This window comes from Palleronia rufa (assembly GCF_000743715.1).
Classification (GTDB): Bacteria; Pseudomonadota; Alphaproteobacteria; order Rhodobacterales; family Rhodobacteraceae; genus Palleronia; species Palleronia rufa.
The window spans coordinates 92,634-111,200 of record NZ_JQEY01000012.1; the positions used below are offsets into that span (position 1 = coordinate 92,634).

The 18,567-nt window shown below is 69.0% G+C and carries 16 protein-coding genes; 13 read left to right on the forward strand and 3 right to left on the reverse strand.

Annotation, left to right across the window (positions count from 1 at the left end; all coding sequences use genetic code 11):
- Positions 1 to 3 precede the first annotated feature (3 nt).
- The gene (gene choX / locus KW83_RS14500) at positions 4 to 936 is read left to right on the forward strand and encodes a choline ABC transporter substrate-binding protein (RefSeq protein WP_036180298.1); all 933 of its coding nucleotides are present in this window, start codon (positions 4 to 6) and stop codon (positions 934 to 936) included.
- Between the two features lie 54 nt (positions 937 to 990).
- Here choX and KW83_RS14505 read toward each other — a convergent pair whose 3' ends face one another.
- Positions 991 to 1,614 carry a glutathione S-transferase family protein gene (locus KW83_RS14505; protein ID WP_036180300.1) on the reverse strand — a complete coding sequence of 208 codons (624 nt, stop codon included), beginning with the start codon at positions 1,612 to 1,614 and terminating at the stop codon, positions 991 to 993.
- Positions 1,615 to 1,684: 70 nt separating this feature from the next.
- On the opposite strand from KW83_RS14505, the gene choW reads away from it, so the two are divergent.
- Both choW and choV read left to right on the forward strand, forming a co-directional pair.
- Positions 1,685 to 2,521, forward strand: coding sequence for a choline ABC transporter permease subunit (gene choW / locus KW83_RS14510; RefSeq protein ID WP_036180302.1), 837 nt, complete (start codon positions 1,685 to 1,687; stop codon positions 2,519 to 2,521).
- On the forward strand, positions 2,518 to 3,543 hold the full coding sequence (choV, locus tag KW83_RS14515; protein WP_036180305.1) for a choline ABC transporter ATP-binding protein: 1,026 nt from the start codon (positions 2,518 to 2,520) through the stop codon (positions 3,541 to 3,543). Before choW ends, choV begins: the two co-directional genes overlap by 4 nt.
- A gap of 13 nt (positions 3,544 to 3,556) precedes the next feature.
- Here the strand turns inward: choV and KW83_RS14520 are convergent, their stop codons facing one another.
- Positions 3,557 to 4,327 (reverse strand): HpcH/HpaI aldolase family protein, encoded by a 771-nt coding sequence (locus tag KW83_RS14520; RefSeq protein ID WP_036180309.1) that lies wholly within the window; start codon positions 4,325 to 4,327, stop codon positions 3,557 to 3,559.
- Between the two features lie 223 nt (positions 4,328 to 4,550).
- On the opposite strand from KW83_RS14520, the gene KW83_RS14525 reads away from it, so the two are divergent.
- From KW83_RS14525 to KW83_RS20070, 10 genes are all read left to right on the forward strand, one after another.
- Positions 4,551 to 5,135 carry a GNAT family N-acetyltransferase gene (locus tag KW83_RS14525; RefSeq protein ID WP_036180312.1) on the forward strand — a complete coding sequence of 195 codons (585 nt, stop codon included), beginning with the start codon at positions 4,551 to 4,553 and terminating at the stop codon, positions 5,133 to 5,135.
- Positions 5,132 to 5,995 carry a nitrilase-related carbon-nitrogen hydrolase gene (locus KW83_RS14530; RefSeq protein ID WP_036180316.1) on the forward strand — a complete coding sequence of 288 codons (864 nt, stop codon included), beginning with the start codon at positions 5,132 to 5,134 and terminating at the stop codon, positions 5,993 to 5,995. The genes KW83_RS14525 and KW83_RS14530 overlap by 4 nt, the downstream gene beginning before the upstream one ends.
- Before the next feature lie 90 nt (positions 5,996 to 6,085).
- Entirely contained in the window at positions 6,086 to 6,724 is a 639-nt protein-coding gene (locus KW83_RS14535; RefSeq protein WP_036180318.1) for a DUF3047 domain-containing protein, read from the forward strand.
- Between the two features lie 225 nt (positions 6,725 to 6,949).
- A complete protein-coding gene (locus KW83_RS21210; RefSeq protein ID WP_036180320.1) occupies positions 6,950 to 9,802 on the forward strand; it encodes an NAD(P)-binding protein in 2,853 nt (950 codons plus the stop codon).
- Positions 9,799 to 12,963: an adenylate/guanylate cyclase domain-containing protein gene (locus KW83_RS20675; RefSeq protein ID WP_036180322.1), complete on the forward strand. Its 3,165-nt coding sequence runs from the start codon at positions 9,799 to 9,801 to the stop codon at positions 12,961 to 12,963. Before KW83_RS21210 ends, KW83_RS20675 begins: the two co-directional genes overlap by 4 nt.
- Positions 12,964 to 13,029: 66 nt before the next feature.
- Positions 13,030 to 14,976, forward strand: a complete 1,947-nt coding sequence (locus tag KW83_RS14550) for a 4Fe-4S binding protein (protein WP_036180327.1) — start codon at positions 13,030 to 13,032, stop codon at positions 14,974 to 14,976.
- A gap of 57 nt (positions 14,977 to 15,033) precedes the next feature.
- On the forward strand, positions 15,034 to 15,225 hold the full coding sequence (locus KW83_RS14555) for a DUF6494 family protein (RefSeq protein WP_036180329.1): 192 nt from the start codon (positions 15,034 to 15,036) through the stop codon (positions 15,223 to 15,225).
- A gap of 2 nt (positions 15,226 to 15,227) precedes the next feature.
- Positions 15,228 to 16,295, forward strand: coding sequence for an Mrp/NBP35 family ATP-binding protein (locus tag KW83_RS14560; protein WP_036180331.1), 1,068 nt, complete (start codon positions 15,228 to 15,230; stop codon positions 16,293 to 16,295).
- Positions 16,292 to 16,768, forward strand: a complete 477-nt coding sequence (locus KW83_RS14565; protein WP_036180333.1) for a DUF6505 family protein — start codon at positions 16,292 to 16,294, stop codon at positions 16,766 to 16,768. The genes KW83_RS14560 and KW83_RS14565 overlap by 4 nt, the downstream gene beginning before the upstream one ends.
- Before the next feature lie 91 nt (positions 16,769 to 16,859).
- Positions 16,860 to 17,800 (forward strand): IS630 family transposase gene (locus KW83_RS20070; RefSeq protein WP_161785428.1). Its coding sequence is split into 2 segments (ribosomal slippage): positions 16,860 to 17,192 and positions 17,195 to 17,800, totalling 939 coding nucleotides; the frame shifts between segments, so codons are not numbered across the junction.
- Positions 17,801 to 18,107: 307 nt separating this feature from the next.
- Here the strand turns inward: KW83_RS20070 and KW83_RS14580 are convergent.
- Positions 18,108 to 18,567: IS5 family transposase (locus tag KW83_RS14580; RefSeq protein WP_152563601.1), on the reverse strand; the 460-nt coding region annotated here is incomplete at its 5' end.

Below are 18,567 nucleotides of genomic sequence, written 5' to 3' on the forward strand. Positions count from 1 at the left end.
TCGATGAAACATCTGACCACCGCCTCCGTCCTTGCGATCCTCGTCGCGGGCGGGGCCAATGCCGCCGCCAATCCGGCCTGTGAGGATGTCACGTTTTCGGACGTGGGCTGGACCGACATTACAACCACCACCGCCATCGCCCAGCACGTGCTGCTGGGGCTGGGCTACAGCGTCGACGTGAAGGTGCTGTCGGTGCCGGTCACGTTCGCCTCGCTTGAGAACGACGACATCGACGTGTTCCTGGGCAACTGGATGCCGGCCCAGAACCAGGCGATCACCCCCTATCTGGAGTCCGGCGAGATCGAGCAGGTGAACGTCAATCTCGAAGGCACCAAGTATACGCTCGCCGTGCCGACCTATACCTATGAGGCCGGGTTGCAGAGCTATGCCGACATCGCGAAGTTCGGAGATGAGCTGAACAACAAGATCTATGGCATCGAGCCGGGCAACGAGGGCAACGCCTATCTTGTCAGCCTGACCGAACAAGACAAATTCGGCCTGGGCGACTTCGACATCGCCGAAAGCTCCGAACAGGGGATGCTGGCGCAGGTGCGGCGTGCCTACGACAAGCAGGAGCCGGTGGTGTTCCTGGGCTGGGAGCCGCACCCGATGAACGCCAATTTCGACCTGAAGTACCTGCCCGGCGGAGAGGATTTCTTTGGCGGCGAGGGGGTGGTCAACACCGTCACCCGCAAGGGCTATTCCGAAGAATGCCCCAATGTGGGCAAGCTGCTGTCGCAGATGGATTTCTCTCTGGAGATGGAGAACCAGATCATGGGCGCGATCCTGGATGACGGCGAGGATGCCGGAGACGCGGCGCTGGCCTGGCTGCGCGAGAACCCCGACGTGCTGGACGGCTGGCTTGCCGGCGTGACGACCCTGGACGGCCAGGAGGGTCTGCCGGCGGTCAAGGAGCACCTGGGCATCGGGTCCTGATCCGCGCCCGTGGGTGATCCCACAGACACCCGGGCCGGTCCAGAGGGGACCGGCTCACTCCGCCGTCGGCAGCAACGCGTCGTCGAGCTCTGCCGCGCGGCGGATGGCGGGACGCGCGTTCAGCCGGGCGACGTATTCGGCGAAGCCGGGCCGCGCCTCCATGGTGCCGAAGGAAACGCCCCAGCCGATCTGCGCGCCCAGGTAGACGTCGACGGCGGTGAAATCGTCGCCCAGAAGCCACGGGCGACCGTCGGCCAGAAGTCCCTCCAGCGTGTCGAGCACCGACCCGAGAGTGCCGTACCCGACCCGACTGCTGAGTTCTGGGGTGGCCGTTTCGATCCCCAGGGAGGCGTTGGTCGCCGCCGCCTCCACCGGACCGGCGCCGAAGAACAGCCAGCGGTAATAGGCGCCGCGGCGGTCCGGCGGCGGGGCCAGGCCGGCGCCGGGGAAGGCATCCGCCAGATAGGCGCAGATCGCCGCCGCTTCGGTCACCACGGTGCCGCCGTGGACGATGGCCGGCACCTTGCCCATGGGATTGATCGCCAGGTAGTCCGGCGCCTTCATGGTGGTTCCGTAGTCGAGCACGCGGGTGTCGTACGCCGCGCCGAGCTCTTCCAGCATCGCCCGCACGATGCGCCCCCGGGACATCGGGTTGGTGTAAAAGACAAGGTCGGACATGGCGGCGCGTCTCCGGTGGGGTCCGGATGATGCTGCCACCGCCTATCCCATCGCTCAAGGAGGTTGCCGCATGGACTGGCTGACCGAGAACAAGATTCCCGTCGGCCGCGCGGCCGAAACGGTGTTCGACTGGATCAACGACAACCTTCAGTTGTTGCTCGACTGGCTGTCGACCTTCATGGAGGTGCTGATCGACGCGATTCTGTGGGTAATGCAGACGCCCAACCCGCTGGTGGTCATCGCCGCCTTCGTGGCGATCACCTGGGCGCTCCAGCGCAACTGGAAGGTCTGCCTGTTCGTGGCGCTGGGCTTTCTCTTCGTGCTCAACCAGGATTACTGGGAGGAGACGACCGAAAGCCTGACGCTGGTGCTTTCGGCCTGCATCGTGTGCATGGCCATCGGGGTGCCCATCGGCATCGCCGCGGCGCACCGGCCGCGCCTCTATTCCGCCCTGCGGCCGGTTCTGGACCTGATGCAGACGCTGCCGACCTTCGTCTATCTGATCCCGGCCATCGTGTTCTTCGGCATCGGCATGGTGCCCGGGCTGCTGGCCACGGTGATCTTCGTGCTTCCGGCGCCGATCCGGCTGACCTACCTTGGCATCGCCAGCACCCCCACCCCGCTGATCGAGGCCGCGCGCGCCTTCGGTGCCACGCCGCGCCAGCTTCTGTGGAAGGTCGAGATGCCCAGCGCGTTCCCTCAGATCATGGCCGGTCTGAACCAGACCATCATGCTGTCGCTGTCGATGGTGGTGATCGCGGCGCTGGTGGGCGCCGACGGGCTGGGGGTGCCGGTGGTGCGCGCGCTCAACCAGGTGAACCCGGCGCTGGGCTTCGAAAGCGGGTTCGTCATCGTGGTGGTGGCGATCATTCTGGACCGGATGCTGAACGTGGGGACGCGGAAATGAGCACGGCGGTGAGGATCGACAACGTCTCCATCGTGTTCGGGGACAAGCCCGAGGTGGCGCTGCCGCTGATGGACGAGGGGATGAAGCGCCCGGAGATTCAGGCGCGGACGGGTCAGGTGCTGGGCGTCCACGACTGCACGCTCGACGTCGAGGAGGGTGAGATCCTGGTGCTCATGGGGCTGTCGGGGTCCGGCAAGTCCACGCTTCTGCGCGCCGTCAACGGGCTGAACCCGGTGGCGCGCGGCAGCGTCACGGTGACCGATGGCGACTGGTCGTGCGAGGTGACGGACGCGACGAAGTCGGACCTGCGCCGGGTCCGTCAGGCATGCGTGTCGATGGTGTTCCAGCAGTTCGGACTGCTGCCCTGGCGCACGGTGCGCGAGAATGTCGGCCTGGGGCTGGAACTGGGCGGCCAGTCGAAATCCCAGTATGCGGAGGCGGTGGACCGGCAGCTGGAACTGGTCGGCCTGTCGGACTGGGCCGAGCGCAAGGTGGGCGAACTGTCCGGCGGGATGCAGCAGCGGGTGGGGCTGGCGCGGGCCTTCGCCACGGACGCGCCGATCCTGCTGATGGACGAGCCGTTCTCCGCGCTCGACCCTCTGATCCGCAACAAGCTTCAGGATGAGCTTCTGGAACTGCAGCAGCGGCTGCAGCGGACGATCATCTTCGTCAGTCACGATCTGGACGAGGCGTTCAAGATCGGCAACCGGATCGCGATCATGGAGGGCGGGCGGATCGTGCAATGCGGCACCCCGCAGGAGATCTTTTCCAGGCCCGCCGACGATTACGTGGCGGATTTCGTCGCGCATATGAACCCGTTGGGGGTGCTTACGGCGCGCGACGTCATGGAGCCGGGAGACGCCGGCGCGACGGGCGTGGAGGCCGACGCGTCGGTTGCAGACACCATGCGCGCGCTGATCGCGGCGGACGGGCCGGTGCGCGTGACCGAGGCCGGCAATGGCATCGGCCGGGTGACGCGCGGCGGGCTGATGCGCAGGCTGCTCGACCCGCGGGAGCGGTGACGGGGTGCGGGGATCAGCCCCCCGCGAAGGAGGCGCGCAGCGACGTGGCCCCGCCGGCCAGAAGCATCACGTCGAGACCGACGGCCGTGAACAGCGTGCCCCGCGCCATGGCCGCGCGCGCCATCTCCGGCGCCACATAGAGGATCCCCGAAGGCACCTTGAGCGACACCAGCCGGTCGAGTGCGGCGTCGATCCGCGCCTGAACCTCCGGGTGGCCCGGATCGCCCGGATGCCCCAGGCTGGCCGAGAGATCCGCAGGACCGATGAACACGCCGTCCACGCCGGGGGTCGTGGCGATCTCGTCCAGCGCATCCAGCCCGGCGGCGGTCTCGATCTGGAGGATCACGCAGAGTTCCTGCGCGGCGCGGGCGATGTAGTCGGGGACCGTCCCGTAGCCGCTGGCGCGGTGGTGGCCGGCGACGCCGCGGATCCCCTCTGGCGGGTAGCGGGTGGCGGCGACCGCGGCGCGGGCCTCTTCGCCGGACTGGATATAGGGGATGAGAAGGCTCTGGGCACCGATGTCGAGGAGCCGCTTGATGAGCACCGGATCGTTCGCCTCGGGCCGGACGACGGCCGAGACGCCGTCGATCCCGGCGATGGCCTGAAGCGCGCTCAGCACCTCGCCCACGGAGGTGGGGGCGTGTTCGCAATCGACCACGATCCAGTCGAACCCGGCGCGGGCCAGGATCTCCGGGATCATCCGCCCGGGCATCGCGTTCCAGATGCCGATCTGGTGGCGCCCGGCGCGCAGGCCGGCCTTGAACCGGTTTCGTGAAAGCTCCATTTTCGTCCGTGTCCCTGTGGATCGGCAGAGGCTAAGACGGCTGGGCGGGATCGGCAATCCCGTCCCGGGGTTCCCGAGATGACGGCCGACGCGGGATCGCCTGTCCGGGCCCCGGCGCGGGGGGCCGGCTGGCGGCCCGGACGGGCGACGGTCGAGGCCGGCCCGCCGCGACCTGGACGGGATCCTGCGGACCGATGAGGGCCGTCGGCAAGTTGGGGGGCACATGGCACTGACATTCGACACATTGACCGACGATGGCGTGGGGGAGGCGCTGGACGATCTGGCGCGTCTCCGGTGCGAGGTGTTCCGCGACTGGCCCTATCTCTACGACGGCGATCCGGCGGACGAAGCCGCCTATCTGCAAAGCTACCGGAACACGCCCGGCGCGATCCTGGTGGCGGCACGCGATGGCGGCACGATCGTGGGATGCGCGACGGGGATGCCGCTGGCCGGACATGAGGATGCGCGGAACGTGCCGCTGGACGCGCTGGGGCTGGAGGTGGCGCGGGTGTTCTACTGCGCGGAGTCGGTCCTTCTGCCCGCCTACCGGGGACAGGGGGCCGGCCACGCGTTCTTCGACCTGCGCGAGGATCACGCCCGCGCCCGGGGATTCGACGTGTCGATGTTCTGCGGCGTGGAGCGGCCCCGCGATCATCCGGACCGGCCCGCGGACGCCCGCCCGCTGGCGCCGTTCTGGGAGGCGCGCGGCTACCGCGCCCGCGACGCGCTGATCCACATGACCTGGACGGACCGCGGGGCGGACGCGCCCAGCCGCAAGGCGCTGCGCGTCTGGACGCGCCCGCTGTGAGGGTCGCCGCCGCGGCCTGGCCCCTGGAGTGGCACGCCGACCGGGACGCCTATGCCGCGAAGCTGGCGCGGTGGTTCGAGACGGCCCGGGCCGATCTGCTGGTCTTTCCCGAATATGCCGGGATGGAGGCGAGCCTGACGGCGCCGCCGCCCCGCGACACGCCGGGGGCCTGGATCGACCTGGCCGCCGCCTCGGCACCCTGGGTGCTGGGACTGCATGTGGACCTGGCCCGCCGCCATGGCGTGCATTGCCTGGCGGGCAGCCTGCCGGTGGCCTCACCTTCGGGACCGGTGAACCGGGCCTATCTGGTGTCGCCCGCCGGGGCTGTGCTGTGGCAGGACAAGAGGATCCCGACGCCCTGGGAACGCACGCATACCGCCCTGGTCCCGGGCGATCCGCTGACGGTCGCGCAGACGGCTCTGGGACGGGTCGGCGTGCTGGTCTGCCACGACGCCGAATTCCCGGACCACGCCCGCGCCCTGCGGTGCGACCTGCTGCTGATCCCGGCCTGCACGGACACGGACCGGGGTGCCGCGCGGGTGCGCGTGGCCGCAAGGGCCCGCGCGCTGGAGGGGACATGCGTCGCCATCCTGGCGCAGACCGTGGGAGAGGTTCCGGGGTGCTGTTTCCTGGACGCCAATTCCGGCCGGGCGGGCATCTACGCACCGCCCGACGCGGGCGTGCCGCCGGACGGCATCCTGGCCGAGAGCGTGCCCCGGCAGCCCGGATGGGTGCGCGCGGACCTTCCCGTGGACGCCTTGGCCCGGCTGCGGGCGGGTTTGGGCGAGGTGGCGATCGCGCGGGACTGGCCCCGCGCGGCACAGGCGCATCCCGCCCCGCTCAGGCGGTTTGCAATGTGACAGCCGATCACGTCTGGGCGAGACGCGCACCGTTCCCTGCCGTCGGGCCGTTCCCTGGGCATCATTTCCCGACCATCGACGGAGCATCCCATGAGAACCGCCGCCCTGACGACCGCCCTGCTGTTTCTGTCCGCGCCGCTTATGGCCGCGCCGATCGCCTTCGACGACCAGTGGCAGACGCAGAAATTCCCGTTCCAGGCCGACAACGACTATGCGCTGAACGGCACCTCCCTGGGGGTCGTTTCCGACGACAGCGTGTCGCTGGTCTATCGGCGCACCGGCGACGCGGCGGCGGCCGGCTCCGCCAGCTGGACCTGGAGCGTGTCCGAGGGCGTTCCGGCCACGGACCTGTCGGTGAAGGGCGGCGACGACCGCGACCTGGCGCTCTATTTCGTGTTCTCCGACGCGGCCACGGCACAAGAACTTGAGGGCGCCTCCCTGCGCAGCCTCCTGGGCGCCGAAAAGGTGCGGGTCCTGGTCTATGTCTGGGGCGGCGACAGCCCGAAGGGCACCGTGCTCGACAGCCCGTACCTGGGCGCGCGGGGCAAGACCGTGATCCTCCACGGGTCCGGCACGGGCAAGCAGTCGGAGCAGGTGTCCTTCGATGCGGACCTGACCAGCGCCTTCGGCGAACGGCCCCCGGTTCTGCTGGGCGTGGCCGTCTCAGCAGACAGCGATGACACCGACAGCCGCATCGACGCGACAATCTCCGACCTGACGCTCGACTGAGGGGCGGCCGGCCGCCGCGGCCAAGGCGGCTTTGGCGCGATGTCGCAGCGGATGCGGGGCCGATTCCGCATCCGCGCCGTTCGTCTGTGTCCTTGGGTGTGTCCTTGGGCGTGGACAGATCACGTGTCCACGACGTACCGTTACGTCAACCGAAGCCCTGCTGTTGACATGCGATTTCATCGGAAACTGTCCTTCCGGCCCCTCGATCCCTGCGGAGTGGACGCCATGAAACGTATTGCGATACTCGGGGGCGGCGTCGGCGCGATCTCTGCCGCGTTCGAGCTGACCTCAGGTCCGGATGCCTACGACGTGACGATCTACCAGACCGGCTGGCGGCTGGGCGGCAAATGCGCCAGCGGCCGCAACGCCGCGCACGGCCACAGGATCGAGGAGCACGGGCTTCACGTCTGGGCCGGGTTCTACGAAAACGCCATCGCGCTGATGCGCCGCTGCTACGAAGACCTCGACGGAGAGGACGGGGTGTTCCCGGGCTTCGATGCGGCCTTCACCCCGCACAACAACGTGGTGTTGGGAGACGACACCCCCGACGGCTGGGGGTTCTGGCCGCTCCGGCCGGCGATGGCCCCCAAGCGCGGCAGCGTGGGCTACGGCGCGGTCAGGCCGTGGACCTACATCCGGCTGGTGGCCGAAACGCTGCGCGACGTCACCGAAGACGCCCTGGCCGCGCCGTTCATCTGCCCGGTCGAGGACTGCGGCGCGGACACGCCCGGCCCTGTGCGCGGCGTGACCGATCTGATGGCCGAGACGGCCGCGCGCGGCGAGCGGGGTGAGACCCGCGCGACGCTGGCCACCCTGGTGACGCAGCATCAGGACGCCGTCGCCGAAGGGCGGTGCGACCTGATCGAGCGTCAGTACTTCGACCCGGTTTTTCAGCGAATCTACGGCGTTCTGGACCTGGGCGGCGCGATCCTGCGCGGCCTTCTGTCCGAAGAGGTGATCCGCGGCGGATTCGACGCGATCGAGGACCGGGAGTTTTCCGACTGGATCGCGGAGCACGGCGCCCATCCCGACACGGTGGACAGCGCCCTCGTCCGCGCGGTCTACGACTACGCGTTCGGCTACCGGGACGGGATCTGCGACAGGGCACATCGTGCCATCGGGGCCGGAACCTTCATCCAGGGCACCCTGCGGCTGGTGCTGACCTATCGGGACGCGATCTTTCTGAAGATGAACGCCGGCATGGGCGACACCATGTTCACGCCCTATTACAAGGCGCTGCGCAAACGCGGGGTGAAGTTCCGCTTTTTCCATGAGGTCACGGCGCTGCGGCTCGACCCCGCCGGGCGGCTGGTCGAGCGGATCGAGATCGACCGGCAGGCGACGCCGAAAGGTGCCTACGCGCCGTTCGTCCGGGTCGGCGATCTGGACTGCTGGCCGTCGCAGCCGTTGTTCGACCAGCTTGAGGAGGGCGAGGCGCTGAAGGCCGCCAGCGTCGATCTTGAGGATCCCTGGCGCGCCTGGGGTCCGGTGGGCAAGGTGATCCTGGAACGCGGCGCGGATTTCGACGCGGTCATCCTGGGCATCTCCCTGGGCGCGCTGCCCGCCGTCGCCGCCGACCTGATCGCACAGAGCCCGCTCTGGTCGCGCATGGTCCGCCGGGTCGAAACCGTGGGCACCCAGGCGATGCAGCTCTGGCACGTGCCGAAGGACCTGGGCTGGCGCCATGGCGACTCGATCCTGACCGCCTATGCCGACAACATGAACACCTGGGCGGACATGAGCCATCTGGTGGCCCGCGAGGCCTGGCCGGAGGGGTCCGCACCCGGCGCGATTTCCTATTTCTGCGGACCGACGCCGGACCCGGGCGACATGCCCGACGGACCCGCCGCGGATTACGCCCGCACACTTGGGGACAGGATGCGAGAGCGGAGCCGGCTGTGGATCCAGAAGGCCGGCGCGGGAATCTTTCCCCAGGTGATGACCGCCGGCCGGATGGATCCGGACAGGCTGATCCCGCCGGGCGACGCTGAGGATGCGTTGACCGGCCAGTATTTCCGCATGAACGTGGCGCCGTCGGAGCGCTACGTCATGTCCACGCCCGGCTCCGCCGCGGCGCGGCTGCGGTCCGACCGGAGCGGGTTCGACAATCTCTGGCTGGCCGGCGACTGGACCTGGACGGCGATCAATGCCGGCTGCGTCGAGGCGGCGACAATGTCCGGCATCCGCGCGGCCCAGGCGCTGGCCGGACAGCCCGTCCGTATCTTCGGTGAGGCGGCGGATCCGCGGATCGGCGCGATCCGCACGCCGGTGATCCCCGCGCCCCGGACGATCCGGCCGCAGAATTCTGCATGGCCGTGGAGCGCCGCCTTCGGCATGGCAAAGACCACGGGCGCTGCGTTGATGCTGCCGGTGCCGCGGGACACGGTCGCGGCGCTGCTGCCCCGGGGGCTGGAACCCGGCGCGCAGCCGGTCACCGGCCCCGCCGAACACCCGGTGATCCTGCTGATGGGTCGGCAGCGAAACGTCCGTCCCAACATCGCGCCCCTGGGGATGAACTACCTTGAGTTCATCTGCGCCGTGCCATGGGTGCGGCACAGCGAACCGAAGCTGGCGCATCTGGGTCCACTCGTCACGCCGACCCGGCTCTACCTGGACAGCCTGCCGCCGATCCTGCTGGGGATTTACGGCTACGGATTTCCCAAGGTCCGGGCAGAGATGCTGGCCGACGCGACCAGCTACACCATCCGCCATGCAACGGGCGGCCACGCCATCCTGACGGCGGAGTTCACGCCCGCCGGTCCCGAAGGCCGCGCCGTCGATTTCCCGCTGTTCGCGACCGCACGCAACGGGTTCGAGATGATGATGGTCACACGCAACCGCTTGAACATGTGGCAGTATTCGGTCTACGATTTCGCCCTGGCACAGGCGCGGCTGACCCCTGCCGACCTGTCGCTTCGAATCTGTTCGGACGACCTGGGGTTGCCACGGGGGTACTTTTGTCCCCCCAGTATTGCCGACGCCCCCTGCGGCGCCTTTCTTTTGCGGACGGATGCGACCATCAACAACCCGCTGCAATCCTTCGACCTGCTGGCCACGCTGAAAAAGGGCCCTGCATGAACCTGCCGATTCCCGCCTGCGCCGTGTGCGGACACACCCTGGTGGAGACGGCCCGGTTCTGCCCGGGTTGCGGACGCCGGGTGGGCGCGGCGGCCCATGCCCACTCCCACTACATGACCGTCCTGATCTGCGACCTGTCGGGGTCCACCGCGATGACGCACGCCATGGGGGACGAGGCGATGTTCGCCCTCATCACCCGCTTCCAGCGGATCTGCACCGATGCCGTGGGCGCGCAGGGCGGACTGGTCGCCAAGTTCATGGGCGACGGGATGCTGGCCTATTTCGGCCACCCCGAACCGGTCAAGAACAGCGCCGAAGCAGCGGTCTGCGCCGCCGACCACATCCTGAGCGCCATGTCCGGGCTGGCCCCCGATCTTAGCGCCAGTGCCGGGGTCGCGACGGGCTGGATGGTGATCGGAGACATGTACGACATGGGACCGGCGTCGGAGACGCTGGCCGTGGGCGGCACGGTGAACCTGGCCGCGCGGCTCCAGTCAGAGGCCGGACCGCGCGAGATCGCGGTCTCAGGTGAGACCCGCCGCCGGCTCGACCCCGCGCGGTTCAAGATGACGCCGCGGGGGCGCAGGACACTGCGCGGCCTGCACGAACCGGTCGAGCTGTGGAGCGCGGTGCCGCTGGCGTCGGGCGTTTCCCAGTCGCTGTTCGTGGGCCGCCGGGCTGCGCTGTCGCAACTCGGCTCGGCCTGGGAGGGGCGCCGCGACGGCGGCCCCTGGCTCTGCGAGATCGTTGCGCCCGCCGGCTACGGCAAGACCGCCATCGCCCGGCATTTCATCGCCAACACCGTCAACGAGGCCAATACGCTCGAACTGCGGGCCGAAAGGCACCTTCGGATGCAGAGCTTCTCTTGCTTTCGCAACCTGGTGCGCAGCGTCGGCGGGCTGACCCCCGGCACCGGCGCCGACGACCAGCGCGGCCGTCTGGCCACCCTCGTCGCGGACGACCACGTGCCCGGCCTCCTCGATCTGATGGGGCTCAACCAGGTGCCGGTCAGTCCGGTGCTGCGGCTGAGCCGGATGGCGGAATCGGTCCTGGCGTTTCTCTCCCGCCGCCTGCCCGAAAGCGCCGCGGTCCTGCTTTTGGACGACGCGCATTGGCTGGATCCGGACAGCCGCGCGCTCCTGCCGCGGATCATGAGCGTGCTGGAAAGCCGCAATATCGCGATACTCGCGCCCCGGCGCCCGGACGGCGGTCCCCTTCTGCCCGGCACCGTGACAATCGAGCTTGCGCCCTTCGGCAGGGAAGAGAGCGCGGAACTGATCGGCGCGCTGGACGACACGGACCGCATCCCCGCCACCGACCGCCGTGCGCTGGCGGCCCGCGCCGCCGGAGTGCCGCTCTATCTGGAACACATGACCCGCGCGGTACTGGAGCGCCGCGCGGCAGGCCAGCCGACCGCGCTGCCCAACACCATCGTCGAGGCGCTGATCGAGCGCGCCGCCAGCGTGGGCGCGTCCCGCGGACTGATCGAGGCGGTCGCGGTGCTGGGCGTCGACGTGCGCACGGATGTGCTGGCCGACATGCTGGGCCGCGCCGACGAGGACGTGCGCGACCGCGTGGCGGAATTGATCGCGCGCGGGCTGCTGACCCTGTCGGGGAACGGGCGGATCGAATTCGACCATGCGCTGGTCCGCGACGCCCTGCTCAGCACCATCCTGTCGGACCGCCGCCGCGACCTTCACCGCAAGGCGCTGGCGGCATACGGCCGGCTGGCACCCGGGGCGCTGGCCGCCGATCCGATCCTGGCGTCCATCCACCTCTACGGCGCCGGCCGCCCGACAGAGGCCCTGCCGGTGATGATCGAGGCCGCGAAGGCGCAGATCGGCGGCGGTGAGTTGCGCGAGGCCGCGGAAGTGTTGCGCCGGGCCCGCGACACGCTGCCCCAGGTGGCCGATCCGGACCTGCGCGAGCGGATCGAGATGCCGCTGCAATACCTCACCGGCGCGACCCTGGTCCAGATCCGGGGCTTTTCCGACCCGACCGTGGGCACGGCCTATGAGCGGGCGCTGGACCTGTGCCTCCGGCGCGGCGACGCGACGGAAGCGGAGTTCCAGATCGTCTGGGGGATCTGGGCGCATTGCGTTGTCGTCGGCCGGCTCGACGAAGCCTCTGCCTCCTGCCGGCGGATGGAGGAAATCGCCCGGACACTGCCCGGGCTGGGCGTCCTTGCCCGCTCTGCCCGGGCCGTCCAGGCGTCGATCGACGTCGATCTGCCCGCGCATCACAGGGCCGTGGCCGACGTGCGCGGGGCCTACGATCTGGCCACCCACCGGATGCTGGCCGTGACCTACACCATGGACCCTTTGGCGCTGGCGCTGCTGTTCGCCACCCATGTCCGCTGGATCGAGGGCGACGTGCCGGGCTGGGAGGCCGCGGTGACGCAGACGCGGCGCCTTGAGGACGCGCTGGAGCTGGGATTCCTCGCCCCCTACATCGCCATCTACGGCACAGCGCCCGAAACCTATGCGCCCGGCGATGCGGATCGGGCGCGGCGGATCGCCGACGGGATAGAGACCGCGGCAGAGATCGGGCAGCCCTTCTGGGTGGCGGCGGGACATGTCTGGCGCGCCGGAGATCTGTGCTGGCGGAGCCCGCCGTCCGAGGCCATCCCCGCCATGCGCGCCGCCATGGACACGCAGATCGCCATAGGCCAGACCCTGGGCGCGGGTTACCACATGGCGCGTCTGGCCGAGCGCTACGCCGCCCATGGCGATGCGCAGGAGGCCGAAGCCTGGATCCGCCGGGCCGAGGCAGAGCTGTCCCTGGGCCGCTGCCGCCTCTACCGGCCGGAGATCCTGCGCCTGCGCGCGCGGATCGGGATGCTGGCCGGCGCCGATGTCGCGGCGTTGCTGGATGAGGCCGACGCCCGGGCGGTCGCGGACGGCCTTCATGCCTGGCGCTGGATGATCGCGGCGACCCGGGCCGATGCGACAGCGCGCCGCGACCGGCGCGCCGCGGCAGAGACCCTGCGCGGGGCGCTGGCGACGCTGGAGCGGCCCGCGCAGGAACGCCACGGCGCGTATCGGTATGCTTCTGCCGTGCTCGACCGTCTGGAGGGCGCGGACGGCCGCGACGGGATGCCCCGGGCGCCGGAGGCGAGCGGGACAGAAAACCGGTTGTCGCCGGAGCGGAATCGTGGATAGCCTCTGTCCGCCGGGCGGCCCCTCCCCCTGACCGGGACCGGCGCCACACCCCGCAAGGAGAGCACCATGGCCAGAACCATGATCACATGCACGTGCCTCGGCACGCAGAAGATCGACGCCGCCGCCCTGTCGGCGGCCACCGGACTGGAGGTGCGCGCGCCCTGCAGCGCGCTCTGCACGGCGGAACTGGGCGTCGCGGCGGATGCGATCCGGGACGGTGAGGCTGTGCTCTGCTGCACCCAGGAAGAGCGCGTCTTTTCCGAGTTGGCCGCCGATCTCGACGCTGCCATGCCGGAGCTTCTGGACCTGCGGGACCGCGCCGGCTGGACCGACAACACGGACGCGCCGACGGCGAAGATGGCCGCGCTGATCGCTGCGGCGGCCCTTCCAAAGAACCCGGAGCGGTCCATCGACGTGGTATCCGACGGCGTGTGCCTGATCCTGGGCCCGTCCGAGGTCGCCCTGGCGGCGGCCGACAGGCTGAGCGCGTTCCTGGGTGTCACGGTACTGATCGACGACGTCGGCGCCATCCCGGACACGCGGACGTTCGATGTCGTCACCGGACGGCTGCGCCGGGCCACCGGCGCGCTGGGCCAGTTCTCGGTCACGATCGACGCGCTCCGCCAGGTAGAGCCGGGCGGGCGCGGGCCGCTCACCCTGTCCGCGCCCCGCGACGGCGGCGTATCGGACTGCGACGTGATCCTGGACCTGCGCGGCGGCACGCCGCTCTTTCCCGCGCCAGAGAAGCGAGAGGGCTATCTGCGCGCCGATCCCGACCATGCCGCGGGGGTCGATGCCGCGATCCTGGCCGCGTCGCACCTTGTCGGCCTGTTCGAGAAACCGCTTCACGTTCGGCTGGAGCCCGCGCTCTGCGCCCATTCCCGCGCCGGGCAGATCGGGTGCACGCGCTGCCTCGACCTCTGCCCTACGGGCGCCATTGCCCCGGACGGAGACCACGTGACCGTCGATCCCATGATCTGCGCGGGATGCGGCGCATGCTCCGCCGCCTGCCCGTCGGGCGCCATCTCCTTCGACGCGCCGCCGGTGGATCTGACCATGCGCCGGGTCCAGACACTGGCAAAGACCTATCTGGACGCCGGCGGCGCCGCGCCGCGCCTGCTGGTCCATGACGCCCACGGGCGCGAGATGATCGCGCTGGCGGCGCGCCACGGGCGCGGCCTGCCCGCGGATGTGATCCCGCTGGACCTTCCCGCCGTCGGCGCCTTCGGCCACGCGGAGGCGCTGGCCGCACTGGCCGCCGGCTTCACCCATGTCACGATCCTGCCCGGACCCGGCGCGGACCGGGTGGCGCTGGCTGCGCAGACCGCACTGGCAGAGGCCATCGCCGGGTCGGGACATGTCGCCGTGCTGGACACGCCGGATCCCGATGCCGTGTCCGACGCGCTCTATGGGGCCGCCACACCAGATCCGGTCGCCCGTCCGGTCCGCCCCATCGGCACCCGCCGCCAGATTGCCCGGCAATCGGCCCGGGCGCTTCACCCGGACGCGGCGCAGATCCCGCTGCCCCAGGGCGCGCCCTACGGCGCCGTGCTGGTGGATGACGCCGCCTGCACGCTCTGCCTGGCTTGTGTCTCGCTCTGCCCGTCCGGCGCGCTCGGCGACAACCCGGACCGTCCGCAGCTGCGCTTTCAGGAGGACGCGTGCCTGCAATGCGGTCTCTGCGCGACCATCTGCCCGGAGGACGCGATCACGCTGAAGCCGCGCCTGGACCTGACCGACGCGGCCCTGCACCAGCGCGTCGCCAAGGAAGAAGAGCCGTTCGATTGCGTGGAATGCGGCACACCGTTCGGCACCCGCGCCACCATCGAGCGGATCACGGCGAAGCTGGCGGACCACCCGATGTTCGGGGGAGACCGGATCCGCATGATCCAGATGTGCGACGATTGCCGGGTTCGGTCGCAGGCCCACGCGGAGGACAGCCCGTTCAAGCTGGGACAGCGGCCCGTCACGCAGACGTCAGAGGACTATATGAACCGGCGGCGGGACCACTGACGCGGTTGCGGCGTTGACCGGCCGACCCCAGATCCAACACATGACAAGGGCGACACCATGAACGACGAGTTCAACATGTCCATGCGCAAGTTCCTCAAGCAGCTGGGGGTCACCTCCCAGCAGGCCATAGAAGAGGCGATGCGCGCCCACGACACCGCCGGCAAGACGTTCGCCGTGCGTGCCGTGGTGACCATCGACGCGCTCGACCTGACCCATGAGGTCAAGGGCACCATCAAGGGACAGGAGTGAGCGTGGCCGCCAGCAGGGAACAGGTCCTCGAACGGCTGAAGTCCATCGCCGACACGGTGGCGGGCGGGGATATCGTGTCCTCCGGCGTGGTGCGGGCGCTCAACGTCGAAGAGTCCGGCGCGGTCCGCTTCGTCATGGAGATCCCGCCGAGCGCCGCCAAGACCTATGAGGGGCTGAAGGCCGAGGCAGAGACGGCGCTGAGCGCGATGGAGGGCGTGGCGTCGGTGTCGGTGGTGATGACCGGCCACAAGGACGCGGCGCCGCCCGACCTCAAGCCGCGCAAGCCCGCGGCACCGGCGGGGCCGCAGAAGATCCCCGGCGTGTCCCATATCGTCGCCGTCGCGTCGGGAAAGGGCGGCGTGGGAAAGTCCACCGTCTCGGCCAACCTGGCCTGCGCGCTGGCGCAGCAGGGGCGGCGCGTGGGGCTGCTGGACGCCGATGTTTACGGGCCGTCGCAGCCGCGGATGCTGGGCGTGTCCGGACGCCCCGCCAGCCCCGACGGCAAGACCATCCTGCCGATGCGCAACCATGGCGTCACGATGATGTCCATCGGCCTGATGCTGAACGAGGATCAGGCCGTGATCTGGCGCGGGCCGATGCTGATGGGCGCCTTGCAGCAGATGATGCTCCAGGTGCAATGGGGCACGCTGGACGTTCTCTTGGTGGACCTGCCGCCCGGCACGGGCGATGTGTCCATGACCCTGGCCCAGAAGGCCGAGGTCGATGGCGCGATCATCGTCTCCACCCCGCAGGACGTGGCGCTTCTGGACGCGCGCAAGGGGATCGACATGTTCAACCAGCTCAAGGTGCCGATCCTGGGCATGGTCGAGAACATGAGCACGCATATCTGCTCGAACTGCGGGCATGAGGAACACGTGTTCGGCCATGGCGGCGTGGCGGCGGAGGCGGCCAAGCTGGGCGTGCCGCTGCTGGCAGAGGTGCCGCTGGACCTGCAGATCCGCGTGGCCTCCGACTCAGGGGCGCCCATCGTGGTCAGCCAGCCGGACAGTGCCCAGGCGCAGGCGTTCCACGACATCGCGCGTGCGCTGGTGGCGCAGGGGGTGGCGTGAACCTGGCCCGCGCGACCCATTTCGACGAGAGCGACACGCGGGTGTTCGCCAGCCCCGCGCGGACCGGGGAGTGGTGCATCTCCGGCGGGTTCGAATTCTCGAACTGGTCCGAGGCCGATCTGGCCGGCAAGGCGAAGCAGGCCTTTACCAACGGCTGGCTGGGGGTCGAGACCGGCGGTCGGGTCAGCTTCGTCGCCGTCACCCGGATCGAACCCGCAGAGCTGGAGCGGCTGACCGACCTGCTGGCGCGGCATTTCGTGACCTATTACGGCGCCCCGTCCGAAGCGGCCGCCCGCCCCGTCGCGGCCGAGGAACTGGCGCAGATGGCCGATCTCTGCGGCGACCATGACCCCAACACGCTTCTCACGGTCACGCGGGAACTGACGGATGGCGGCGTGCGGGAAGGCTACCGCGCGATCTCACCGCAGGAGGCCGGGCTGGACCAGTTCGCGGTCCACGGCGGAGAGGACTAGAGCGGGATGAAATCAGCCTGAATCGATAGAGGATTCACAGGCCTGCATTTTGGTGATTCACTGTTGCCGACCACAAGATGGAGGGCGAGTAGTGGGTAGAGCACTTTCAATGGACCTTCGAGAGAGGGCAATGGCGCGGCTGTTGGGGGGCGAGAGCGTGCGTCAGGTCGCAGCGGCCCTGGATGTGGCTCCGTCCAGTGTTGTGAAGTGGTCGCAGCGTTTGCGTGCGACCGGGAGTTGCGCTCCGGCAGGGACAGGCGGCCACCCGCCACGCAAGATTGCAGGCGGGCATGAGGCGTGGCTTCTGGAGCGGATAACGGAGCCGTTCACACTGCGCGGACTGGTGGTGGAACTGGCCGAGCGCGGGCTCAAGGTCGACTACCGCACCGTCTGGGCCTTCGTGCGCCGCACGGGCTACTCGTTCAAAAAAAGACCCAACTCGCCGAGGAGCAGAACCGCCCCGACGTGAGCCGCCGCCGTGTGCGCTGGAAGCGGCACCAGGGCCGGATCGACCCCCGTCGTCTCGTGTTCATTGATGAAACCTGGGCCAAGACCAACATGGCCCCGCTGCGCGGCTGGGCTCCCAGAGGTGAACGCCTGATCGGGCGGGCCCCGCATGGTCACTGGCGCACCATGACCTTTATCGCAGCGCTGCGTCATGATCGGATCGACGCGCCCTTTGTTTTGGACGGTCCCGTCAACGGCGAAGCGTTCCGGGCTTATGTCGCGCACGTGCTCGTCCCAACCCTGCGCCCGGGCGATGTGGTGGTTATGGACAATCTGGGCAGCCACAAAGGGCAAGCCGTGCGGCAGGCGATCCGTAACGCGAAAGCGCATCTACTTTTTCTGCCGCCCTACAGCCCCGACCTGAACCCGATTGAACAGGTCTTCTCGAAGCTCAAACACATGCTCCGCAACGCAGCCGAGCGCACAATGGAGGCAACGTGGCGCAGGATCGGGACACTGCTCGACCGCTTCAGCCCACAGGAGTGCGCGAACTACCTCGCCAATACTGGATACGCTTCAAGCTAATCTCATCATGCTCTAGCGCCCTCATGCCTTCGGCACACCTTACAGACTTTCAACTACTATCGATCATGCCGAGAGCTGGTTTTGCAATCAATCGACTGCTCGGACCTGCTTCTATCTGTACCGTCATACAGCGAGTTGCCTCGCTGCGACACGCTTATTGGGCAGGTCCACAGTTAGCGATGCCCCAGGCAACCAGGGCACTCCGCCGTCGTTCGTTGACTGTCAAMKKCYWCRSYGATCKCTMAGKCWTWSAGGCTCTGTTGCACAAAGCTTTTAATACCCGAGATTCCCCTTTCCCCGGACGGATTCATCCCACGGCCTCTGTGACAGGGATGCCAAGGGCGGTGTAGCCGTTCATGACGGCGATGCGGACCTGGACTTCCGCGACTTGTCGGTCGAAGTCCCGCGCCATGAGGCGCTGCCCCAGCAATTTAACGCAGTGCATCTTGGTTTCGACGCGGCTTCGGCGGTGGTATCCGCTCCAGTTTCGCCAGATCGCGCGACCGAGATATTTCGAAGCTCGCAGGGCCTCGTTTCTGGCCACGGCACCCGCAGTGACGGTCTTCCACGGCTTGGCGTTCTTGCGGGGTGGGATGACGGCATTCGCCCCGCGGTCAGCGATGGCGTCGTGGCATTTGCGGGTATCATAGGCACCGTCTGCAGTGACCCTGCCGATCGCCTCGTCCGCCGGAATCTGGTTGAGCAGATCCGGCATCACCGGCGCATCACCGATGTCGCTTCCGGTAATCTCGAGCGCCCSAACCTCC